We start from the raw sequence: 20222 nt of genomic DNA, 5'->3' as shown, positions 1-20222 counted from the left end.
CTGCCCATGTACTGTTGCTGATATGGCCTTTCATCGAGGAATCGCAGCACTGTTGGCAGCAGTGTCTCTGCTGGCGTGCGCCGATGCGCATGCGGCATTTCAGCGCAGGCAATTGGATGACCTCAGCGAGTCGTTCTGGACATGGCGAGCGACAGAGCAGCCGTTTACCAACGACGATATCCCGCGCATTGAGCGCGCAACAGACTTCCGCGTCGACTGGTCTCCGTCTGCGGTCAAGCGCTATCACGCACGCATCGCGGAGTTTGAAAAGCAGTGGCGTGCGCTCGATGTGAGTGGCGCCTCGGTCATCGACCAGATCGACTATCGGCTCCTTGGCTCTGCCATTGCCCGTGTCGACTGGGAGCTCGATGTCGTCCCCATGTGGCGTGAGAATCCGGACTTTTATGTGCAGCAGGGGCTTGGCAGTGTCTATGCTGCCATCCTGCCTCCTCCTCCAATTCAGGCCGAACGGCAGAAGATCATTCTCGCGCGTCTCGAACGAATCCCGGACACGCTGAAAGACGCCCGCGAGAATCTCACCGACATGCGCGGCCCCTATGTTCGCGTGACGCTGCACAATCTTGATCACATCGAAGGCCACCTCCAGCGCTTCAAGGAAGGCCTGCAGCCAGAGTTCTCTCAGGACAACAAGACGAAGCTCGATAAGGACGTCGTCGCGGCGCAGGAGGCCCTCGCCAGTTATCGCGAGTGGCTCAAGAGCAGGTCGTCGGGGCTGCCGGAAAAGACTGCTGTTGGACGAGAGGGGTACCTGTACTTCCTTCGCAACGTCGCTCTCCTGTCCTATAGCCCGGAGCAGATGCTAGCCATGGGACGTCAGGAGTGGCAACGCTCCGTCGCATTCGAAAGCTTCGCTCAGGCAGCCAACAGCAAGCTGCCCAGGATGCCAATCTTTCCTGACATCCAGGCGCAGGAGCAGAGTGCCAATCAGGCCGAACTCTCCATTCGGCAATACCTTGTCTCACACGGCATCCTCTCCGTTCCTGAAGATGTAAAGCATTATCACGACCGCGCAATTCCACCTTACGTCGCCGCACTTGATTTCCTCGGAGTTACGGACGACCTGACCGGTCCATCCCGTCTCAACGAGGACAGCACAAGCTATAAAGGCGATCCGGCCAAGGCCACTGACTTCTTCTCCGTCGTCACCGCCATGGACACGCGGCCATTGATGATTCACGAAGGCGTCCCCGGCCATTACTTCCAGATGGCATGGAGCTGGCATCATCCGGATCCGATCCGCCGCCACTATTACGACTCCGAATCGAATGAGGGCATCGGCTTCTATGCCGAAGAGATGATGCTCGAGGCCGGCATCTTCGACGACGCACCGCGGATGAAGGAGAGCATCTACAGCATGATGCGTCTGCGCGCCTTGCGGACCGAGGTCGACATCCGCCTGGCACTCGATACCTTCACTCTGGAACAGGCAGCCGATTATCTCACCCGCACCGTTCCCATGGACGCGCCGACAGCCCGTGACGAGGCTGCCATGTTTGCCTCCACGCCGGGGCAGGCGATTACCTACCAGATCGGCAAGCTCGACATCATTCGCATGCTCAGCGACGCTCGGCAAAAGCAGGGGAGCGCCTTCAATCTGCAGACGTTTCACGACTTCGTCTGGCTGAACGGAAATGTCCCCTTTGCGCTGCAGCGCTGGGAGATGCTCGGCGACGCGAGCGATGTTCCCCCAATTGCATCTTCTTTTGCCTGGAATCGTAAGTAAAGTTACAAGCTGGGCGAACATCACACCGGCCATCGAGACGAGGAAAGGCAGCGAACGGTACAATCGAAGTCGGGTTAATTTACTTTCGATATGGCAGAACACCAGACGAACAAAGCCGGTTCTACTCTATCCGCAGGGGCGCACAAGCCGGAAGCCTGGCGGAAGACGGAGTTGGCACGGCATCCGCAGCGCCCATATCCCATGGACTTCATCGAGTCGATCTTTACGGATTTCACAGAAATTCACGGTGATCGAGCCTATGGCGACGATCAGGCAATGTCCTGTGGCATGGCATGGTTTCATGGTGAGCCCGTCATGGTCATCGGCAACCTCAAGGGCCGTACGCTCAAGGAGCGTGTGGCAAGGAAGTTCGGCTCGCCTGATCCAGAGGGCTACCGCAAGGCTTTGCGTGCGATGAAGATAGCCGAAAAGTTTGGACGACCGATCTTTACCTTCATCGATCTTGCAGGTGCCTATCCCGGAATCGGTGCGGAAGAACGTGGCCAGGGCGAAGCGATCGCCCGGAATCTCATCGAGATGTCACGGCTTCGTGTTCCGACGATCGCAACGATTACCGGAGAGGGCGGATCGGGAGGCGCGTTAGCTCTTGCCGTGGCGGATCGCGTCCTGATGCTCGAAAATGCGATCTACTCGGTGATCTCTCCCGAGGCATGCGCGTCCATTATGTGGAAGGACGCCAACCGGAAGGAGCAGGCCGCGGCCGCCTTGAAGTACGGAGCACCCGACGTGCTGCGCCTCGGCTGTGTCGATGAAGTCATCGGCGAACCCGACGGCGGCAGCCAGAACGATCCATCTGCAGCCTTCGCCCTCGTCGGTAACAGCCTTCGCCAGCATCTTTCGAACCTGCGTTCCATCTCCATCGAACAGATGCTGGAAGAACGATATCTTAAATTCCGTAACATCGCCCAGTTCTACACCAGCGACGCCGCGGTTCCTGCAACGGCAACTGGCGCCTGAGCCCACGAACTACGACGGAGTATTCGACGTTGTCTTCCCTAGAATCGAAGACCCCGCAGCAGCGAACGGGAAGAGCCTTCCATCTCGCGCTTTTTTGCGCTGCATTGGCATGGTCGGTCTCATCCCATGTGCTCTCCGTTAGCTCCGCTACCGGAATCAGCAATCGCTTTAACGCCGATTGGCTAACGCCGATCCTCTCGTCGTTATTTTTAATCTTCCTGCTGGCTGTAGGCTTCACGGTTCTGGATGTGATCGGACGACGTCCTTCACCCCCCGGTTTGAGCCTGGGTTTGCCCAGGCGCGCGTCGAGTGGCCGGGAGTGGCTTGTGGGCATGGCTCTGGGATGGGGCATGGTCGTCCTGTCTGTTCTGCCCATGACGTTGGCCGGTGATCTGCACATTAGCGTATGGTTCCAGCCTCGCGCCGTCCCTGTCCTTCTTCTGGGACTCATCTCAGCCGCTCTCGTCTCGCTGGCGCAGGAGATGGTCTATCGTGGCTATCCTTACCAGCGGTTAATGGAGGCCGTTGGGCCGATCGCCGGAACCTTCGGAATGGCTCTGATCTTCGCTCTGATGAAGACGATTGAGACCAGGACACCGCGTTCCGGAATCATCATTGCCTTTTGTACGGCGATCGTCTTTTCCATCGCGTGGCATCGGACGCATGGCCTCTGGCTCTCCTGGGGAATGCGATTTGGATGGATATTCGGCATGGGGGTCGTCTTCGGCCTGCCCGTCTCGGGTTCGACGGATTACAGCTCCATCATCCAGACGGTGGCTGTCGGCAGCCGTTGGCTCACTGGCCGCTATTACGGGCCTGAGGCGGCCTGGATTACGCTTGTCGCGCTGGTTATCGGATTAGTCGTGATGATCCGTGTCACCCGTACCTGGGCATGGGACTATACCCACTCGGAGATCGTTCCCGGAGGTTTCCCCATGGACGTCGCCCCTCCCGCAGCGCATACGGCGATGGAGCAGTCCGCACAGGCCAAAGCCTCCGCGCTGGTACAGATCATGCCCAATACTCCCCAGGGGCGTTCGGTCGAGGATTCTCCTCCTCCCCCCCCGAAGCCCATCTGATTCAGCGCCCTGCTTGCCTTTGCTCAACCCACTTGTCAAAAGGGAAGAGGAGGCGCAAGCTTGTCTGTATCTGAGGTGCTCCCATGGCGATGCGCACGCACAGATGGGTTCTCCTGGCAGGATGCCTGACGATCTGTCTCCCAGCACTCCGGGCGCAGGTCTTTGTTGTGGGCGAAAAGACCGCGACAGCTGACATCACAACGGCGTTCAAGCCGACGGACATTCCTCTTCCCACAGGCAAGATGACTGAGCGCGGCCGGCGTGATCTGGTTCGCAGCCTGAACGCTGAACAGGGGTTTGCGCATCGAGCGCTTCCCATCGGCGTCATTACGCTACAGGCGAACGGCAACCTGCTGCCGGAGCCTGACAAATACAGGCAGATGATCTATCAGAAAGGGCAGTCCGCTGCGGCAGGCGACAGAGTCGTCGTAACCGCGCTGGATATCAAAGGGGATAAGATCGTCGTTGATCTGAACGGCGGTCCTTATGCGAAACATCGTTTTCTCAGCCATGTTCAGTTCGGCAATGCTCCGGTCGCCGGGAATACTGGAGAGCAGGCGACAGGGTCTCGCGTCACGCTGGTTTTTCCTGACGGTGTGCCTGAGATCTCCGGTCCCGAGGTGAAAGCACTACTCGAGCCGGTAATTGATTTTGGCGTCAAATCCAGTGACCAGGCCTATGCCGACACACTTCCTCCCCGGCTTCGCGACGCCATTGCCGCGCATGAGGTTTTGGTTGGTATGAACCACCGAATGGTACTTGCCTCGCTTGGAGCCCCCGAGAACAAAATTCGAGAGCAGCAGAGCGGCGACCTCAACGGCGCACGGTATGAGGAGTGGATATACGGCCACGTCCCGCAGACGGTGAAGTTTATCCGTTTCGTTGGCGATCACGTCTCCGTTGTAGAGATTGCAGCCATGGGCAAACCCCTTGAGATTCACGACAAGAACGAACTTGATGGCTCAGAGACTCCGACTAATACACGCGAGATTGCGATGGGAGACCGCCAGCCCGGTAAAGAAGGAGAAGACACGACGGCCTCGACCTCACCTCCCAGCCTGCGTCTGCCAGGTGAGGCCAAGGATCCCGCCAATGCCCAGAGGAAAGTGCAGTATCCCGCAGAGGATTCTGCCTCCCGCAAAGCCGATAGTCAGCCCATTCCCGCGGCTCCGGGATCGCCCGCTGACACGGACGCGCCGCAGACCCAGCAGACTGCTGCACCTATTCCGTCAGCATCAACCCAGGGAGTGCCGGCGCAGCCGGGACAGGTTCCCCGCACGCAATAGGCCCCATAGCCTTAACGTCGGCTCCGTTGTAGAATGGTATCGAGCTACAACCGCAGTTCTTCTCCTCTGATTCCTGCCGAGGCCAGTCCCGGAAAAATCCTGAGAAGTTCCCGGATGTCTACGATCTCTCGCGTCCCCAACACTGCGGCCGCGGATTGAGCGTCAGCCATCCTTGCGCGGGCTGAAACATTCGTAACAGGGAGATCAAGCATTATGGCGAAGATTGCCAAGACCGGCGACCGTAAGAAGGTCATGGATACAAACAAGAGCACGGACTGCCCGAAGTGCTCCAAGCCCACGCGTATCGTCAAGCGCGTCAAAGATCGCGAGCGCGGAACCCCCGGCGGAGTTTACATCTCCTGCTCGGCTTGCGACTTCTTCGAGAAGCTCTAAAAACCAACGTAGTATCCTTCTAAAAAAGAGCCCCGTAAGGGGCTCTTTTTGCATGGGGATAACTTCAGAACCTCATACCGGCATGAACCAAAGTTGTATAGATTCCAACCCGGCGTTACTTGACGATCGTCTTACCAGGAGAGCAGACTTTAGTCCGGAAAGCAGGGAATAGAAGTTTTTATGAGTTCTATTAGTACCGCCACCCCAAGCCGCACCTCCTCCTCGTTCTCCTCTCTTCCTCACTTTGATCGCCCGACTTTTCTGATGTGCCCGCCTGAGTGGTATGACGTCAACTACGTCATCAATCCATGGATGGCAGGCAATCTGCATCGTCCGTCACGCGACAAGGCATACGCGCAGTGGAAGAATCTGCACCACCACCTCCAGCAGATCGCAGACGTGCGCCTCGTTCATGGGCAGCCCGGCATGCCGGACATGGTGTTCGTCGCACACGCTGCACTCGTGCAGCACGGCGTCGCAGCACTCTCCAGCTTCGCCCATCCGCAGCGTCAGTCCGAGGAGCAACCGCTCCGCCATTGGCTGCAGAACGCAGGATTCCTCGTGTGGGAGACCCCACGCGAGACCGCTTTCGAGGGTGAGGGGGATGCCCTGTTCAACGCGAACGGCGATCACCTTTGGGCCGCTCATGGCGTTCGGACCTGCCGCCAGAGCCACCGGCACGTTGCTGATGCCTGGCACACGCCGGTCACCTCACTTCACCTGGTCGATCCGCGCTTTTACCACCTCGATATCTGCTTTGCCCCGCTGTCAGGCGGCGAGCTGCTCTACTTCCCGTCGGCCTTCGATGCACCGTCCCGCGCAAAGATTGAGGCTGCTTACTCTCCGGAGAAGAGGATCGCGGTGACGGAGTCCGAGGCGACCCAGTTTGCCTGCAATCTGATCAACGTCGGTCGGCACATCATTCTTGGAGCCACAGGCACGGGAGTTGCGGCAAAGCTGACTGAGCGCGGCTATGCCGTGCACGAACTGAACCTGAGTGAATTTATCTGCGGAGGCGGGTCTGCCAAGTCCCTTACGCTGCGTCTCAGCGACTCACGCATCACCGCCGGGTTGGGGCAGCCCAGGCCCTAGGCCAATTCAGCAGAAGCAATCTCATCGACGATGGCACGTGCCGCAGCTGCTGGATCGGCGGCGCGTGTGATCGGTCTCCCCACTACCAGGATGGAAGCTCCCCGTGAAATCGTCTCGCCTGCCGTAGCGATGCGACGCTGATCGTCAGTGGGATATCCCTTGGGGCGAATTCCCGGTACCACAAGGATCGAATCCGGTCCGGTGGCCTCGCGGACTGCTGAGACCTCCTCGGGAGAGCAGACCATTCCGTCAATACCTGAATCTTTGGCTAACGTTGCCAGCCGGACGACCTGTGGCCCGGGGAGGCCGGGAACACCGGCTGCATTCAGCTCATGTGCATCCATGCTGGTGAGCACGGTCACGGCCAGCAGGCGTGGAGCTCCGGGCGTCTCAGCAGCCTTAGCCGCAGCCTCCAACATGGCTGGACCGCCGCAGGCATGAACGGTGAGTAGTTCGGCTCCGGTCTGGCTCACGGAGCGAACCGCTCCCGCCACGGTATTAGGAATATCGTGCAGCTTCAGATCGAGAAATACGCGAAATCCGCGAGAACGAAGTTCTGCAATGAGGCTGTTGCCTGAGGCGTAGTACAGCTCCATACCGACCTTCAGCCAGCTGCAGGCATCTCCCAGCCTGTCTGCCAGGTCGAGTGCCTCACGGCTTCCCGGCACGTCGAGCGCAACGGCAATCCTGTCTCGCGCCGAGATGATGGCATCTGTCTTCGCCAAGCTGCTAAGTGGAGTCGTCACCTGTTCAGTTTAGCGTGGAGGGGACTGAATTGCCCGCTCCTCCACGCTAAACAGGGTGTTGTGGAAGGGAACTGCGGAGATTACATCCCGGTGCCGGTATCAGCCAGGATCGGCATACGAACCTGGGCGATCAGCTGACGCATCATGTCCGAATCATTCGGACGTAACGTCTCGAGCTTGACCTTACCCAATCCGGTGATATGTAGCGCCTTTGCGGCGGCGTACGATAAATCCACGATGCGGTCTTCCGGCATCGGGCCACGGTCGTTGACGCGGACAAAGATAGAGCGGCGGTTCTTCAGATTCGTGACTTTGATCCAGGTGTTCAGGGGAAGGCTGCGGTGAGCGCAGGTCAGCTTGTTCATGTCGAACTCTTCGCCGTTTGCGGTCTTCTTGCCCTGAAAGTACTTGCCGTACCAGGAGGCTTCGCCGACCTGGTACCACTTGCGTGGCTTGCTGCTTTGGGGAGTATTCTGGCTCTGCATCTGTGACGGCGAAGCATCGCTTGCCGAAGCTGTGACTCCAAGCGCCACAAGCAGTGTCACGACGGCAACTCCAAGTTTGGTGGAGACGGTTCCGTCTCTCTTCACAGGAATTATCTTCATGGCATCGTTCATTCCTTAATTGTCCCGTTTCAAAACGGCTAAGTCAATCAGCTGCTTAGGTTAAGGGGTAAATTGGCTTGCCCGCACCCCGCCTTCTGTGCTAAAGGTAATCACTGAGTGTGATGCCGATATTCGGTCTGTTTTGGGCGAGTATTGGCCAAAAATCGGCTTTTTACGACATTTTTTTCCAAACCTGCTAATTTTTCAAAAAGTTCAAAAAAAGGCTCCTTCGGCCATTTTCCGGCTGTCGACGATGAATTTCGCCTTATGAAGACTGCTTTGACGATTGCCGGCTTTGACCCCTCTTCAGGAGCCGGCATCACCGCCGACCTGATGGTCTTTGCCGCTCACGGACACTTTGGGACCTCTGCCATTACGAGTCTCACGGTGCAGTCGACGTTGGGAGTCCGCGCTAGTCAGCCTGTCCCAGCCGAACTTCTGAGAGATACCCTCGATTGCTTGCACGAGGATCTTCCTCCGGATGGCGTAAAGATCGGCATGCTCGACACTGCAGAGATCGTCGCCACCCTGGCGGACTATCTTGAACGGCTTTCCGCCGAGCGTCCCGGCACTCCAATTGTCCTCGACCCGGTTCTGCGCTCCAGCTCCGGCAGGGAACTGCTCTCTGCGGAGGGACTCATTCTGCTGCGAGACCGCCTTCTCCCCCTGGTTGGCTGGATCACCCCGAACCTGGACGAGTTGAGCCTTCTCACTGGGCTTCCTGTTACTTCACGCGCAGAGGTTGAGCCCGCAGCGAGCGCGTTGCAGATACGCTGGCCGCAGCTCAACGTACTGGCCACAGGAGGCCATCTGCCTCAGCCCGACGACCTGGTGCTGCCTTCCGCTTCTTCGCAAGCCCATTGGATTCCCGGGGAGATGATCGAGAGCAGGTCGACTCACGGAACCGGCTGTGCTCTTTCAAGCGCGTTGCTCAGCCGCCTGCTTCTTGGGGATGATCCGCTGGCGGCGGCAACACAAGCCAAGCACTACGTCGCTGGAGCCATCCGAGAGGCCAATCCCATCGGTCATGGCCGCGGCCCGCTCAACCATTTATGGGTGCAGCGCTGATCCTTCGTTCCAGACGGCCTCCCATGCGCTCCTCATTACATTGCTTGAGCATGAAGCCAGGATCTACTCCGGTGTCTCAGCCGCGAGATCTTTGATGACTGGATGAATGCTTACAAAAAGAAGTGACTCGCCTCTCGCTCCGTATGGCTATAGCGGATGACCTGCTAGGCTTTAAAGATGCCCATCAACATTGTGCTCAATGGACAGTCCCGCAGCTTTGAATCTCTCGGCGAGTCTCCCAGCGTCGATGCTCTCGTCCAGGAGCTGGGGCTCAAATCCGATCGCGTCGCCATCGAGCGTAACGGTGAGATCGTTCCACGTACCACATGGGCGCAGGTCTCCCTGATCGAAGGGGACCGCGTCGAGATGGTGCATTTTGTCGGTGGTGGCTGTTAAGCGTAATCAGGCTCTGCCAGCTACCTCTTGCCTGATCTTTTCTCGGCGATCGCCATAATCAACCCATCCTCCGATGTGTTGTATCCCTGCAGTAGAGCCTCGATCATTCTTTGCGGGAGCTCCGGATCGTCGGCAGTTGCTGCAGGCGTTCCGCGATCGCCTTCGAGTCGCGGAACAGGACGAGAAAATCCCTCCTGCGGCATCGCTCGAAACGAGCAGAGGAGGGAAGATCATGTGAACTTGGAGGAGAATTTGGAGGCGCGGGTCGGGATCGAACCGACGCATAAAGGTTTTGCAGACCTCTCCCTTACCACTTGGGTACCGCGCCTCGGTGGGCTATCAATAAGCCCTGCAAATTGTATAGGTGAAGTGTAACGCAGGCAGGGACAAATTTGGAGCGGGAGACCGGGGTCGAACCGGCGACATCTTCCTTGGCAAGGAAGCACTCTACCACTGAGCTACTCCCGCTCTCACAAAAATAAGTATATAGATCAGTCTCCCTTCGGTCAAACCATCTGCCTGTGGAAGTTACTGTGTCTGGGGAGCTTGGCATTTAATTCGGGAGGCGCTGGTTATAGGCAATGCGAGGACCAGCTGACTCACTCGAGCGATGACGGACGATGTGCGGCGTAATAAGAAGAATAAGCTCACTTGAGTCCGTCTCCGTGGTCTTATAACCGGTCGTGCTTTGAAAGCCTGGTAGTTCGCTCAGGAGTGGCCATCCGCTGAGCGCTGCTGCTTCTGTCTTGCTCATCGAGCTGCCGATCATTGTCGTCTCGCCATCTTTGACCGTGACATCGGAGGTATACGAGCGGTTGGCAAGGATCGGGATGTTGTTCAGCGTGCTTCCAGTGAGCGCCTCGATCTTCAGCTCCAGTTTCATGCGCACCAGGCCGGAGCGCTCAACCGTCGGCGTGGCCTTTACCAACAGTCCAAGGTCTTCGTACTGGATCTGGGGAATCGTCAGCGCGCTCGACGTTCCCAGCAGCTGCGAGACGCTCACGCCATTGATCGTCGTTCCTGCCAGCGCGGAGGCGGTGGAGGAGACGGGGGTGGAATAGGTCGAGGTGGTAATCGGATATTTTGTTCCGGAGCGAAACTCTCCTGACTGACGATCGCTCACGCGAAGCAGCAGGTTGTCGACAGCCTGCGTATCGCTGGAGTTCAGCGAAAGATTGAACGTGGTCTGAACATTGGCGCTGATGCCTGACATGGTCATGCCGCCACCGAAGAAGCCGATCGTATTGGTGACCAAACTATTCGAAACCAGACCTGAAGCAATAAGTGCCAGAGCGATGATGGTGTTGCTGGAGCCAGCTGGAATCAGGCCATTTGCGATGGCCTCATCCACAATCGACTGGTTCGAGGAGACAATGCTGTTCGCCTCGGTGCTGACGTTGTACACCCCGATCTGTTGCGGCAGCTGTGTCCCGATATTTTTCTGATACGTCCGATCGATGCTGTATAGCCTCATATCCAGCACAACCTCGGGATTGCCGTCCATCATATCCGCCAGCGTCAGGTTGATCGCCGTGAGTGTATCTTCTGGAGCACGCAGCACCAGAGAGCCTGAGGTCGTCTGTATGGCCGTTTGTTTGACATCGAACACACTGCGGATTAGCGTCCCAAGTTCATTCATCTCTTCGACGGTCTTGCCGGGCAGGTAAATAGTCTCTTCGAGCAGGCGTTCGAACTTCTGCCGGTTATCAGCGTCGTCCTTGACGATTAAAACGCTATGGGCATCGAGCGGGACAGCCAGAGCCGTGGACATCTCGTAAAGAACCCCCGTCGCCTGTTCATAGGTCGCGTCTTCGAGATTGAAGCGGAGGTGCTTGCTCTCCAGGGAGTCATCGAAGTATGCCGTGATGCCGTAGCGGGAGAGAACCTGGCGGATCGTCTGGCGGGAATCGGCCTCCACGAGAAAGCTCTGTTTCCCCGTTTTCGGATCGAGGGCGATGGGGCCGGCGATTCTCATCGTGCTGCGCGACCACTGGCCGGCAGGCGTATCGGCGACAGATTCTATCTGCGTATGGAAGGCACTCTCTGCGGAAGAGGGATCCATGTGTTGTGCGACGAACCGATTGTTAGGATCGAGGGCCTGGGCCTCTGCCAGAAGCTTGCTCGACTCCTGCTGCTGACCCATCATGCGTGCCTTACCCGCCTGTTGAACCAGTTGCGTAACTCGATGCTCACGGGCAACGGCTGCGGCTTTGAGGTAGTCGCTGTCTTCTGGGTTGAGGTTCACTGCACGGGTAAATTTTTCTTCCGCGCCCTTCAGGTCGCCATGGTCCAACAGGCGTGCTCCTGCCAGATACGCGTCATCGGCCTCCCGCAGCGCCTTCGAACTCAGAGTTTTTTTAGAGGAATCAGGGGTTGACGGAGTCGGGGAAGACTGGCTTGTCCCTGCACTTTCAGCCTGTTGCGAAAATGCAGTCGATGGCAGCATGGGCACAACAATGCATGTTGCAGCAACAACAAGTTGTCGCAGCATGGCTGCACGATGTGGATTGCCAAACGTCATGAACTGCAGTTTAGACGGAGCGGAGTGGCTATCGGCTTCCGACAACCCCGCGGGTAATGCTCTCCAGGCGCGGCCGCTCACTGGCAGGGGGGCGGCGCATGCCGAGACGAATCTGAGTGGTATCCATGTCGAGCTCTGCAAGGGTGCGGCTCAACGTGTTGCGGTGCATGCCGAGATCTTCGGCGGCCTTGCACTGATTGCCCTTGTGCTGCGCGAGAACTTCCAGAATGTAACGCCGTTTGAACTGACGAACGGCTTCAGCATAAGAAACTCCGGCACTGTGCATCTGAACTACAAGCATGTCCAATTCGCGCTTCAAGGGGTTTGCTCCTTACAGGTCGTCTTCTTTTTGCGACGTCTTCCTCATTGTGACCCTAAGGGTGCAGTTTGATCCAATCGGCAGTGTTGTGCTTAATTAGCGTTGCGCCGGTCAGGATGCGTTGCTCAAGGTCTTGAGGTACAACGAAGGATACCGCATGTGCTCCTTCAAGGAAATAGGGAGCAAGCCGGGAATTTTTCACCCAGCCCAGCTCGGGAAGGAACGCACTGATCGCCATCAGAATCGCGACACCGATCAGACAGCCGCGCAGAAAGCCAAATGCCGCGCCCCCCAGGCGGTTGAAGAATCCAAGTCCAATCGCGTGAGCAGTTGCATGTACCAGGCGACCTGCAATCGCCGCCAGAATCATGACAACGATCGCAATAATCAGGAATGCTGCGGCACTCGCAAAGGCGGGGTTATGGATCAGATTCCCCAAAAAAGGAACTAATCGACCATAGTTCCAGCTTGCCAGCAGGACACCGGCGATCAATCCGCAAAGCGAGAAGATCTCCCGGACAAGGCCGCGCATAAATGCCTGCACCGTGGAGTAGGCCAGAACCACGACCATCAGCCAGTCGAAGGGTGTCATCACGGGTTTCTAGAGGGTCTCTCGTCCCGAGATCAGACGGAACGCCTCAAGATATTTTTCCCGCGTGCGAGCCACGACATCGTCCGGGAGCGCGGGCGCGGGTGCCTGCTTGTTCCAACGGATAGACTCCAGGTAATCGCGCACATACTGCTTATCGAACGATGGCTGCGGGCCGCCCGGTGCGTAGCCATCCTTTGGCCAGTATCGCGAAGAGTCCGGTGTCAGCACCTCGTCGGCCAGGACAATCTCTCCGTCGATCAGGCCGAACTCGAACTTCGTATCCGCGAGGATCAGCCCGCGGCTCTCGGCGTGTCGCGAGGCCTTTTCGAAGATGTCCAGCGTCAACTGGCGCAACGCATTGGCATGCTCCAGGCCGACCGTCTCGATCACTGTCTCAAACGAGATGTTTTCATCGTGCCCGCCGGTGTTGATCTTCGCTGCAGGCGTAAAGATCGGCTCTGGAAGACGGTCTGACTCCTTGAGGCCTGCTGGCAACTTGATACCGCACACGGCGCCCGTCGCCTGGTAGTCCTTCCAGCCGGAGCCCGAAAGGTAGGCGCGCACGACACACTCCACGGGAAACATCTGTGCCCGTCGGACCACCATGCTGCGTCCTGCAAGCTGGTCGAGATGCGGTTGCAACTCGGCAGGGAACTGCGATGGGTCGGCGGTAAGGACATGATTCTTTACCGTGTCCTTGAGAAAGTCGAACCAAAACAGCGATAGCTGCGTCAAGATGCGTCCCTTGTCGGGAACACCGGTCGCCAGGACGTGATCGAACGCAGAGATGCGGTCCGTCGCGACAAACAGCAGTTCGTGATCGCCAAGCGAATAGATATCGCGGACCTTGCCGCGAGCGATCGGCGACAGGCCTCCAAGACGGGTCTCAAGCAGTGCGTTTTGCATCATCTATGACGGTACCATTCTCCATACTGCGCATCGGGTTCGATCGCCAGGCTGTAGGGATTACTTGATCGGCAACGTCATGGCGATGGCATCCCGCTCACCATGAAGGCCCGGACAGTGAAAACTCACCTGCTTCTTTGCGCGATCGACCGTTACCTGTGTCTCCTGGGAGCGGCACTGATCGTCGCTGAAAGAGGCGCGCTGTACTCCGTGCTGGAGAAACGGAGCCCATGATGGCTGATACATCACGATGAGGTCATGTCCCGTATGACCGTCCAACTGCTCATCCCAGGGATTGACCAGAAGCAGGTAGTTCTTTCCGATCTGCTTGAGATCAGGTTGTTCCGTGTCGAAAATGGCTGTCAATGGAACAAGCAGGGCTGAAGCAAACATCGGCAGGAAGAGGATCACCGCGCAGATGCATGTCAGCCAGCGAGGCCTCATAAGGCTGAAGCGAACCAGCATCAGTTCATAGCCGATGACCGCTACCCAGCAAAACGCCGCGTTGAAACGCAACGAAACTGTGCCCCAATGCGATACGAAAAAGAAGAGCCGCACGAGAGTGGCAGAGACTGCCGTTGCCAGGAGAATTCTCTCAGCCCAAAGGGGCATACGAAACCAGAAGAACCTTAGAATGCTGGCCGCGATGGTCACTGTCAGCAGCAGTCCGATGGCTTCTTCGAAGTGCAATGTCGCTCCTGATCTGGTGGCGAAGAAAGGCGCGGTCAAGACCGCGCCTTCTGTTCTCTAAGCTACAGCTTTGCGTGTCGCGGTATCGTCGCGGCGATTGAGGTTGACGCTCACGACCTTTGAGACGCCCGGTTCCTGCATCGTTACGCCATAGATGACGTCCGCCTGCGACATGGTGCGCTTGCTGTGGGTGATCACCACGAACTGTGTCGTCGCGCTCATGTCTGAGATCAGCTTGGCGAATCGTCCGACGTTGGTCTCGTCCAGAGGTGCATCAACTTCGTCCAGGATGCAGAAGGGAGCCGGCTGGAACTGGAAGATACCGACCAGCAGCGACAGAGCCGTCAACGCCTTCTCGCCACCCGATAGCAGCAGCACATTCTGCAGCTTCTTGCCCGGAGGTGACGCTACGATGTCGATGCCGCTCTCCGCAGTGTTCTCGGAATCGGTCAGCTTCATAAATCCCTGGCCTCCGCCGAAGAGTTTAGTAAACGTTACGGAGAAGTTGTCGTTGATGATGTGGAACGCCTCATCGAACTTCAGCTTCGAGACCTCATCGATCTCCTTGATCGAGGCCTGCGTGTTTTCAATCGAATCGAGTAGATCCTTACGCTGCGTCTCCAGGAAGCCGTGACGCTGGGCTGTCTCGGTGTACTCCTCAAGGGCCATCATGTTGACCGGTCCCATCGCCTCAAGCTTCTGCTTCAGGGTGCGGGACTCTTCTTCTTCGGTCTGCAGGGCATCGCCCTCGATGCGGGCGATGCTCTCGTTTTCACGCAGAGTGACTGCTTCGACCGCGAGGTCGTTCAGGCAGGTCGCCTCCAGATGTTCAATATCCGAGGCGAGTCTTGCAGCGCGGGCCGTCAGCTCTGCCCGCTGTTCGCGAAGCCCATCGGTTTCGTGGCGAAGCGAACGGAGCCTCTGATCGAGCTCTGACATCGCCGTGCGAAGTTCGGCGGCTTGAGCCGTCAGGCTTGCACTTTCGGCCACAGCAGCTGACCGCGTCTCCGCCAACTCCGTATGCTGGCTGGAGAGAGAAGATGTCTCCTCCTCGCGTCGCAGCTTCTCACTCGCCGAGGCAGAAAGTTGCTGCTCGAGCTGCTGAATCCTCTGCTGCTGCCCGTTATGGAGCCGCGATGTCTGGTCGAAGTTTGCCTGCGCGTTGCGACGCCGTTCCTCCAGCCCTGCCAGGGACGCAGATGCTTCTGCTGCTTCCTGCTGCAGTTGCTCGCGGCGACCGCGCAGGTCATCGAGCTTCCCTTGCAACTCGGTCAACGATCCTTCCAGCGCGGATCGTTCCGCCTCCAGAGCCTCTGCTTCCTGCTGCTTGCGGGAGATCAGGTCGGTCTTCTGGTTGCGTGCATCGCGATTGCGTTCCGTCGCCAGCGCCCAGTCCTGCAGGCGACGCTCGATACGAGCCGTCTCCGACTCCATCTGCCGCAGTGCGGCTCCGGAGTTCGCGGCCTCACGCTCTGCATCGCGACGCTCGATCGTCTGGCTCTCGATCGCCGCGTTCAGCTCAGCGATCTGGCGACTCAGATCGGCGGTTGCCAGCTCTGTCTGAGCCAGCTCCTGTTCCGTCTGGTCTAGCTTGTGCTGCACTGCAGTCAACTCACGCTTCAGCGCCAGCGGACCCTGCGTGCTGGGTCTACCCCCCGTCACCGTAACGTTATGGAATGTCTCACCCGTTGGCGACAAAAAGAAGGCATGCGGATTCGATAGCGCCAACGAACGTGCGGTGTACGAATCCGGAGCGACGTAGCCTTCGCGGAGCTTCGGCAGGATCACTTCAAGCGACTTGCCGAAGCCATCCAGCACACGCACGCAGTCGCGCAATGCCACGACGCCATCGATCTGGGCCGTGTTGGTGACCGTTTCACTCGGCATGCCCTCCGCAAACGAGAAGTTTGCCTGGGAGTCGTTCGGATGGACGAGGAAGGTTGCTCGTCCGGCAACATCGGTCTGCAACAGATGCATGCCGGCGTTGGCGGCATCCCAGCTCTTGACGACGATGTAGTTCAACTCATCGCGAAGAAACTCGTCGACCACGCTCTCATATTTTCCCTCAACTTCGAGGAAGTCAGCCAGCGTGCCCACCGGAGCCATTGTTCCGGTCTCGGACGCCGCGCTCGACTTGAAGATATTTCTCACCGTCTCGGTGGAATAGCTGTGATCCCTGATCAGGCCTTCGAGCGAGTTGCGCCTGCCGTTCAGCGTTGCCAGCTCGCCACGCAACTGGTCGCCGCGGCGCTTGCTCTCGTTTTCTTCCTTGCGCCGCTCGTCGATCTGCTGGCGGCCCTCGGCGATTCCTGCCTCCAGTCGCTTCAAACGCTCCGTCACCGACTCGAACGACATCTTGACCTGGCCGCGCTGTACCCCCAGCGACTCAAGCTCCTGGCGTGCCACGTCGGACTCGGAGTTCAGGCGCTGTGCCTCCTGCTCCATCCCCGCGAGCGAAGCCTCGGCCTGTGCAACTTCGTTGCGTGTCTGCGAGGCACGCTGTACCAGCTGCAGTGTCTGACGCCGGTTCTGCTCCGCCTGCTGCTCGGCAGATTGCAGGGAACGCATCGCCTCATGAACCTGTGCCTGCCGCTGTTGTGCAGCCTCGCGCGAACCGGCAGCCTCTGTCGTTGCGTTCTCGAGGAAGCTGCGATGCTGCTCAAGCTCGCCTGCAAGCGTGCTCAGCTGCTCGCGTGCCTGGGCGAGGTCGCCGGAACCGTTCTCCAGACGATCTTCGAGCTCGATGATGCGATCCGTGTTCGATGCAGTCCGTGCCGCAATGCGTTCGAGCTCAACCGCTGACTGATTGGCTCGCGCTCCGGCCTCTCGGATCTGCTGATCGAGCACGTAGCCGCGATTTACGCCATCGGTGTGCTCAGCATCCAGCTGTTCCACCGTCACTGCCTGCGTGTCGATCTGCGTGGCGAGAGTGGCAATCTTCTCTGTAGTCGTGGCCTGCTCGCTGTCAAGCTGCGACAAGCGGCTAGCCAGTACGACGCGTAGCCTCGTGCGAAGCTCATCGCGCAGTGCGCCATAACGCTCCGCCTTTGCGGCCTGGCGCTTCAGCGTTCCCATCTGCCGCGTGACTTCGTCAAAGATGTCGTTGACGCGCGAGAGATTCTGCTTGGCTGCTTCGAGCCGCAGTTCAGCCAGGCGCTTCTTGGTTTTGAAGCGGGTGATGCCGGCCGCCTCCTCGATGATGGAGCGGCGATCCAGCGGCTTCGAACTCAGCAGCTGTCCGATGCGCTCCTGTCCGATAATCGCGTAGGACTCACCGCCCAGACCCGTACCCATGAAAATGTCCTGAATATCGCGCAGACGGCAGATCTTGCCGTTCAGCAGGTACTCCGACTCACCGGAACGGAACAGACGGCGTGTGATCGTCAATTCGCCGGCGCGGATGGGAGCGCGGTTGAACTTGCGGCGCCGGATCTTCAGGACGACATTGCTATTGGCTGAGGCCTCAGCTTCGGCCCCATCGGCGATAGCTGCTGCTTCTCCTTCACCCTCGAGCACAGTGCCGGGCTGGGCCTCTGCGACCGCTTCCTCGGTGTCCTGGGCTCGCTGGCGGCGCATCTCATCCTCATCCCAGTCGCCCGCGGCGGCGTGCTGCTCAGAGGGATGCTCGTCCGCAATCATGATCTCTGGGCCTTCAGGCGACAGCGTCGCGCCGTCGTAGACCTCGGGATCAACCAGTGTCAGCGAGACCTCGGCCATTCCTGTTGGTTTACGGTCGCGCGTTCCAGCGAAGATGACATCTTCCATCTTGATGCCGCGCAGGCTCTTGGCCGACTGCTCGCCCAGAACCCAGGTGATGGCATCGGAGATATTGGATTTTCCGCAGCCGTTCGGGCCGACGATGGCCGCGATACCTTCACCGGAAAGCTGGACCTCTGTACGGTCGCAGAACGATTTGAAGCCGAGGATCTGAACCTTCTTGAGCTTGAGCACAATCACCTCTCACAGCGTGCCCCCTGGGCCGCCTGTGGCGGCTCCTGCGGGGGAGCAGGGCACGGGGGTAAGACTGAACTAACTCTAGCGTTGCCGAAGCATGGAATCAACGGGAACAACACTATGGATTGTGGATAAGATGTCCCTAATACAACCAATAGGTCGAAGGTACATCTTGCCGCCTCCCAAATTTCCTATTCTCAACGCCTGACGGCCTTGGACTGGTTCTCCTTGGCAGGGTCAGCAGTAGGGATTATTTTAGGGCTGCCGCTTAATTTTCATGCTTTCTGTCACAGTTTGATACGACACTGGAAGTAAAGCTGAAGGCATCTGCCGCTTGCAACGGGAGCAACGAGCTTTCTATAATCCGCATCATCATGGCAATAGAGGTCGCTTTACAGTTGATTCGTCTGTCCTTGAGGACATACGGAGGTGGTGGGCTGTAGAGTGTTTCATGAGATGTTGCATCTAACTGACCCCGGGGTCGCCGGTTGGCAGTAGTTGAAACGAAGAGAGATTTAACTGAGGAGTGTGGAATGAAGAAGGTGGTAGTTGCGTCTCTCCTGGCGGTCGCTAGCGCAGCAACAGTTGCGCGTGTTGCGGTTGCACAAGCCCCGGCAAGTACAGGTTCCAGCGCGCAGCAGGCTGGCGGCGGCGTTACGCTTGCCCCGGCCGAATATAACGACTACACAGCGGCTGTTGGACAGAGCTCACCCCAGGCAGCGGCACCCGCACTGGAAGCTTATCTGACGAAGTATCCTCAGTCACAGGTGAAGACCGACGTGCTGCAGCGCCTGATGTTGGCGTACAGCTCCTTCGATCCCACCAAGACGATCGATGCTGCAGATCGCCTCCTGCAGGTAGATCCCAGCAACATCCGCGCGCTGACCTTTGAGACCTATTTCCGTCTCCAGGCAGCCGATCAGATTCAGGATGCGACTGCGAAGCAGGCTGCGCTTGACAAGGCTGCGGAGTTCGGTCAGAAGGCACTGGATGCGACCAAGCCTGCTGCAATGAGCCAGGCTGATTTCGATCAGGTCAAGAATGCTGCCGCCCCTGTTTACCATCGCGCCATCGCCTCCGCGGCGCTCGGCAAGAAGGATGCAGCAACGGCGGTTACGCAGTTCAAGGCTGGGCTCTCCAGCGTTCCGGTCGATCAGACCAAGACACCCGGACCGTTGCTGCAGGACACCTACTCGCTGGCACAGGCCTACTACCTGTCCACCCCGCCGGATCTGCTGAGCTGCGCCTGGTACGCTGCGCGCGCTGCGTCGTTTGCCCCGGAGCCGTACAAGACGCAGATGATGCCGCTGGCCAAGTACTGCTACAAGAAGTACCACGGTGCCGACGACGGCTTTGATGCTCTCGCCACCCAGTCACAGACCGCACTCGAGCCGCCGGCAACTCTCGGCGATACCATCAAGCCCGCCCCCAAGCCGGCTGACATCGTGAAGCAGGTCATCGCCAGCACCCCCGATCTTGCAACCCTCGCTATCTCTGACAAGGAGTTCATCCTTGCCAATGGATCGCCTGATGACTCCGCAAAGGTTTGGGATACGGTCAAGGGCAAGTCGGTTCAGTTCCCGGACACGACTGTCGTCTCGGTCTCTGATACTGCTCTTCAGGTTGCCGTCTCCGACGATGCTGTTCAGTCGAAGACTGCTGACTTCACCTTCAATCTGAAGGAACCCCTCAAGACCCCGCCTGCGGCAGGAGACAAGATTACCGTCACTGGTACCTACGCCTCCTTCACGCCCCAGCCCATCATGATCACGATGGACGATGGTGCAATTGTGCCCAAGAAGGCTGCCAAGCCGACTCCGGCTCACCACACCACCCGCAAGAAGTAATTGCGG

General features: G+C 58.4%; 17 protein-coding genes and 2 tRNA genes. 9 read left to right on the top strand and 10 right to left on the bottom strand.

Annotated elements, in window-relative coordinates:
• Positions 1-61 precede the first annotated feature (61 nt).
• The 6 genes from PW789_RS02050 (at position 62) to PW789_RS02025 (ending at position 6572) form a co-directional block, all read left to right on the top strand.
• Positions 62-1744 carry a DUF885 family protein gene (locus PW789_RS02050; RefSeq protein WP_299371599.1) on the top strand — a complete coding sequence of 561 codons (1683 nt, stop codon included), beginning with the start codon at positions 62-64 and terminating at the stop codon, positions 1742-1744.
• 90 nt (positions 1745-1834) lie between these two features.
• Positions 1835-2722 (top strand): acetyl-CoA carboxylase carboxyltransferase subunit alpha, encoded by an 888-nt coding sequence (locus PW789_RS02045; RefSeq protein ID WP_299370722.1) that lies wholly within the window; start codon positions 1835-1837, stop codon positions 2720-2722.
• A gap of 29 nt (positions 2723-2751) precedes the next feature.
• On the top strand, positions 2752-3801 hold the full coding sequence (locus PW789_RS02040; protein WP_299370720.1) for a CPBP family intramembrane glutamic endopeptidase: 1050 nt from the start codon (positions 2752-2754) through the stop codon (positions 3799-3801).
• Positions 3802-3890: 89 nt separating this feature from the next.
• On the top strand, positions 3891-5087 hold the full coding sequence (locus PW789_RS02035; RefSeq protein WP_299370718.1) for a hypothetical protein: 1197 nt from the start codon (positions 3891-3893) through the stop codon (positions 5085-5087).
• A gap of 213 nt (positions 5088-5300) precedes the next feature.
• Positions 5301-5480, top strand: a complete 180-nt coding sequence (locus tag PW789_RS02030) for a hypothetical protein (protein WP_020713649.1) — start codon at positions 5301-5303, stop codon at positions 5478-5480.
• 180 nt (positions 5481-5660) lie between these two features.
• The gene (locus PW789_RS02025; protein WP_299370713.1) at positions 5661-6572 is read left to right on the top strand and encodes a dimethylarginine dimethylaminohydrolase family protein; all 912 of its coding nucleotides are present in this window, start codon (positions 5661-5663) and stop codon (positions 6570-6572) included.
• Here PW789_RS02025 and pyrF read toward each other — a convergent pair.
• Together pyrF and PW789_RS02015 are read right to left on the bottom strand one after the other, a co-directional pair.
• Positions 6569-7297 (bottom strand): orotidine-5'-phosphate decarboxylase, encoded by a 729-nt coding sequence (gene pyrF / locus PW789_RS02020; RefSeq protein WP_299370711.1) that lies wholly within the window; start codon positions 7295-7297, stop codon positions 6569-6571. The two genes, PW789_RS02025 and pyrF, sit on opposite strands and share 4 nt — an antisense overlap.
• Before the next feature lie 101 nt (positions 7298-7398).
• Positions 7399-7923 carry a septal ring lytic transglycosylase RlpA family protein gene (locus PW789_RS02015; protein WP_299370709.1) on the bottom strand — a complete coding sequence of 175 codons (525 nt, stop codon included), beginning with the start codon at positions 7921-7923 and terminating at the stop codon, positions 7399-7401.
• A gap of 267 nt (positions 7924-8190) precedes the next feature.
• Between PW789_RS02015 and thiD the strand changes: the two genes are divergently transcribed.
• Both thiD and thiS read left to right on the top strand, forming a co-directional pair.
• Positions 8191-8991, top strand: a complete 801-nt coding sequence (gene thiD, locus PW789_RS02010) for a bifunctional hydroxymethylpyrimidine kinase/phosphomethylpyrimidine kinase (RefSeq protein ID WP_299370708.1) — start codon at positions 8191-8193, stop codon at positions 8989-8991.
• A gap of 177 nt (positions 8992-9168) precedes the next feature.
• Positions 9169-9387 carry a sulfur carrier protein ThiS gene (thiS, locus tag PW789_RS02005; RefSeq protein WP_299370706.1) on the top strand — a complete coding sequence of 73 codons (219 nt, stop codon included), beginning with the start codon at positions 9169-9171 and terminating at the stop codon, positions 9385-9387.
• 253 nt (positions 9388-9640) lie between these two features.
• Here the strand turns inward: thiS and PW789_RS02000 are convergent.
• From PW789_RS02000 to smc, 8 genes are all read right to left on the bottom strand, one after another.
• Positions 9641-9715 (bottom strand) — tRNA-Cys (locus tag PW789_RS02000).
• A 65-nt stretch (positions 9716-9780) separates the two neighbouring features.
• Positions 9781-9855 (bottom strand) — tRNA-Gly (locus tag PW789_RS01995).
• 85 nt (positions 9856-9940) lie between these two features.
• A complete protein-coding gene (locus tag PW789_RS01990; RefSeq protein ID WP_299370704.1) occupies positions 9941-11680 on the bottom strand; it encodes a hypothetical protein in 1740 nt (579 codons plus the stop codon).
• A gap of 256 nt (positions 11681-11936) precedes the next feature.
• Positions 11937-12227 (bottom strand): helix-turn-helix domain-containing protein, encoded by a 291-nt coding sequence (locus tag PW789_RS01985; protein WP_299370702.1) that lies wholly within the window; start codon positions 12225-12227, stop codon positions 11937-11939.
• Between the two features lie 55 nt (positions 12228-12282).
• Positions 12283-12819, bottom strand: coding sequence for a CvpA family protein (locus PW789_RS01980; RefSeq protein ID WP_299370700.1), 537 nt, complete (start codon positions 12817-12819; stop codon positions 12283-12285).
• A gap of 9 nt (positions 12820-12828) precedes the next feature.
• Positions 12829-13728, bottom strand: coding sequence for a phosphoribosylaminoimidazolesuccinocarboxamide synthase (locus PW789_RS01975; RefSeq protein WP_299370698.1), 900 nt, complete (start codon positions 13726-13728; stop codon positions 12829-12831).
• A gap of 57 nt (positions 13729-13785) precedes the next feature.
• Positions 13786-14379 (bottom strand): hypothetical protein, encoded by a 594-nt coding sequence (locus PW789_RS01970; RefSeq protein ID WP_299370696.1) that lies wholly within the window; start codon positions 14377-14379, stop codon positions 13786-13788.
• 93 nt (positions 14380-14472) lie between these two features.
• Positions 14473-18366, bottom strand: a complete 3894-nt coding sequence (smc, locus tag PW789_RS01965; protein ID WP_299370694.1) for a chromosome segregation protein SMC — start codon at positions 18364-18366, stop codon at positions 14473-14475.
• A gap of 536 nt (positions 18367-18902) precedes the next feature.
• On the opposite strand from smc, the gene PW789_RS01960 reads away from it, so the two are divergent.
• Positions 18903-20216 (top strand): hypothetical protein, encoded by a 1314-nt coding sequence (locus tag PW789_RS01960; protein ID WP_299370692.1) that lies wholly within the window; start codon positions 18903-18905, stop codon positions 20214-20216.
• Positions 20217-20222: the final 6 nt, after the last annotated feature.

This window comes from Edaphobacter sp. (assembly GCF_028283685.1).
Taxonomy (GTDB): domain Bacteria; phylum Acidobacteriota; class Terriglobia; order Terriglobales; family Acidobacteriaceae; genus Edaphobacter.
This window is presented reverse-complemented; position numbering and strand designations above follow the sequence as displayed.

Excerpts from the sequence above, each read along its gene's own strand:
- thiS (WP_299370706.1), top strand. The coding sequence starts at position 9,169 with ATGCCCATCAACATTGTGCTCAATGGACAGTCCCGCAGCTTTGAATCT.
- PW789_RS02045 (WP_299370722.1), top strand. The coding sequence starts at position 1,835 with ATGGCAGAACACCAGACGAACAAAGCCGGTTCTACTCTATCCGCAGGG.
- PW789_RS01975 (WP_299370698.1), bottom strand. The coding sequence starts at position 13,728 with ATGATGCAAAACGCACTGCTTGAGACCCGTCTTGGAGGCCTGTCGCCG.
- PW789_RS01980 (WP_299370700.1), bottom strand. The coding sequence starts at position 12,819 with ATGACACCCTTCGACTGGCTGATGGTCGTGGTTCTGGCCTACTCCACG.
- PW789_RS02015 (WP_299370709.1), bottom strand. The coding sequence starts at position 7,923 with ATGAAGATAATTCCTGTGAAGAGAGACGGAACCGTCTCCACCAAACTT.
- PW789_RS02035 (WP_299370718.1), top strand. The coding sequence starts at position 3,891 with ATGCGCACGCACAGATGGGTTCTCCTGGCAGGATGCCTGACGATCTGT.
- PW789_RS01960 (WP_299370692.1), top strand. The coding sequence starts at position 18,903 with ATGAAGAAGGTGGTAGTTGCGTCTCTCCTGGCGGTCGCTAGCGCAGCA.
- PW789_RS02025 (WP_299370713.1), top strand. The coding sequence starts at position 5,661 with ATGAGTTCTATTAGTACCGCCACCCCAAGCCGCACCTCCTCCTCGTTC.
- PW789_RS02030 (WP_020713649.1), top strand. The coding sequence starts at position 5,301 with ATGGCGAAGATTGCCAAGACCGGCGACCGTAAGAAGGTCATGGATACA.
- thiD (WP_299370708.1), top strand. The coding sequence starts at position 8,191 with ATGAAGACTGCTTTGACGATTGCCGGCTTTGACCCCTCTTCAGGAGCC.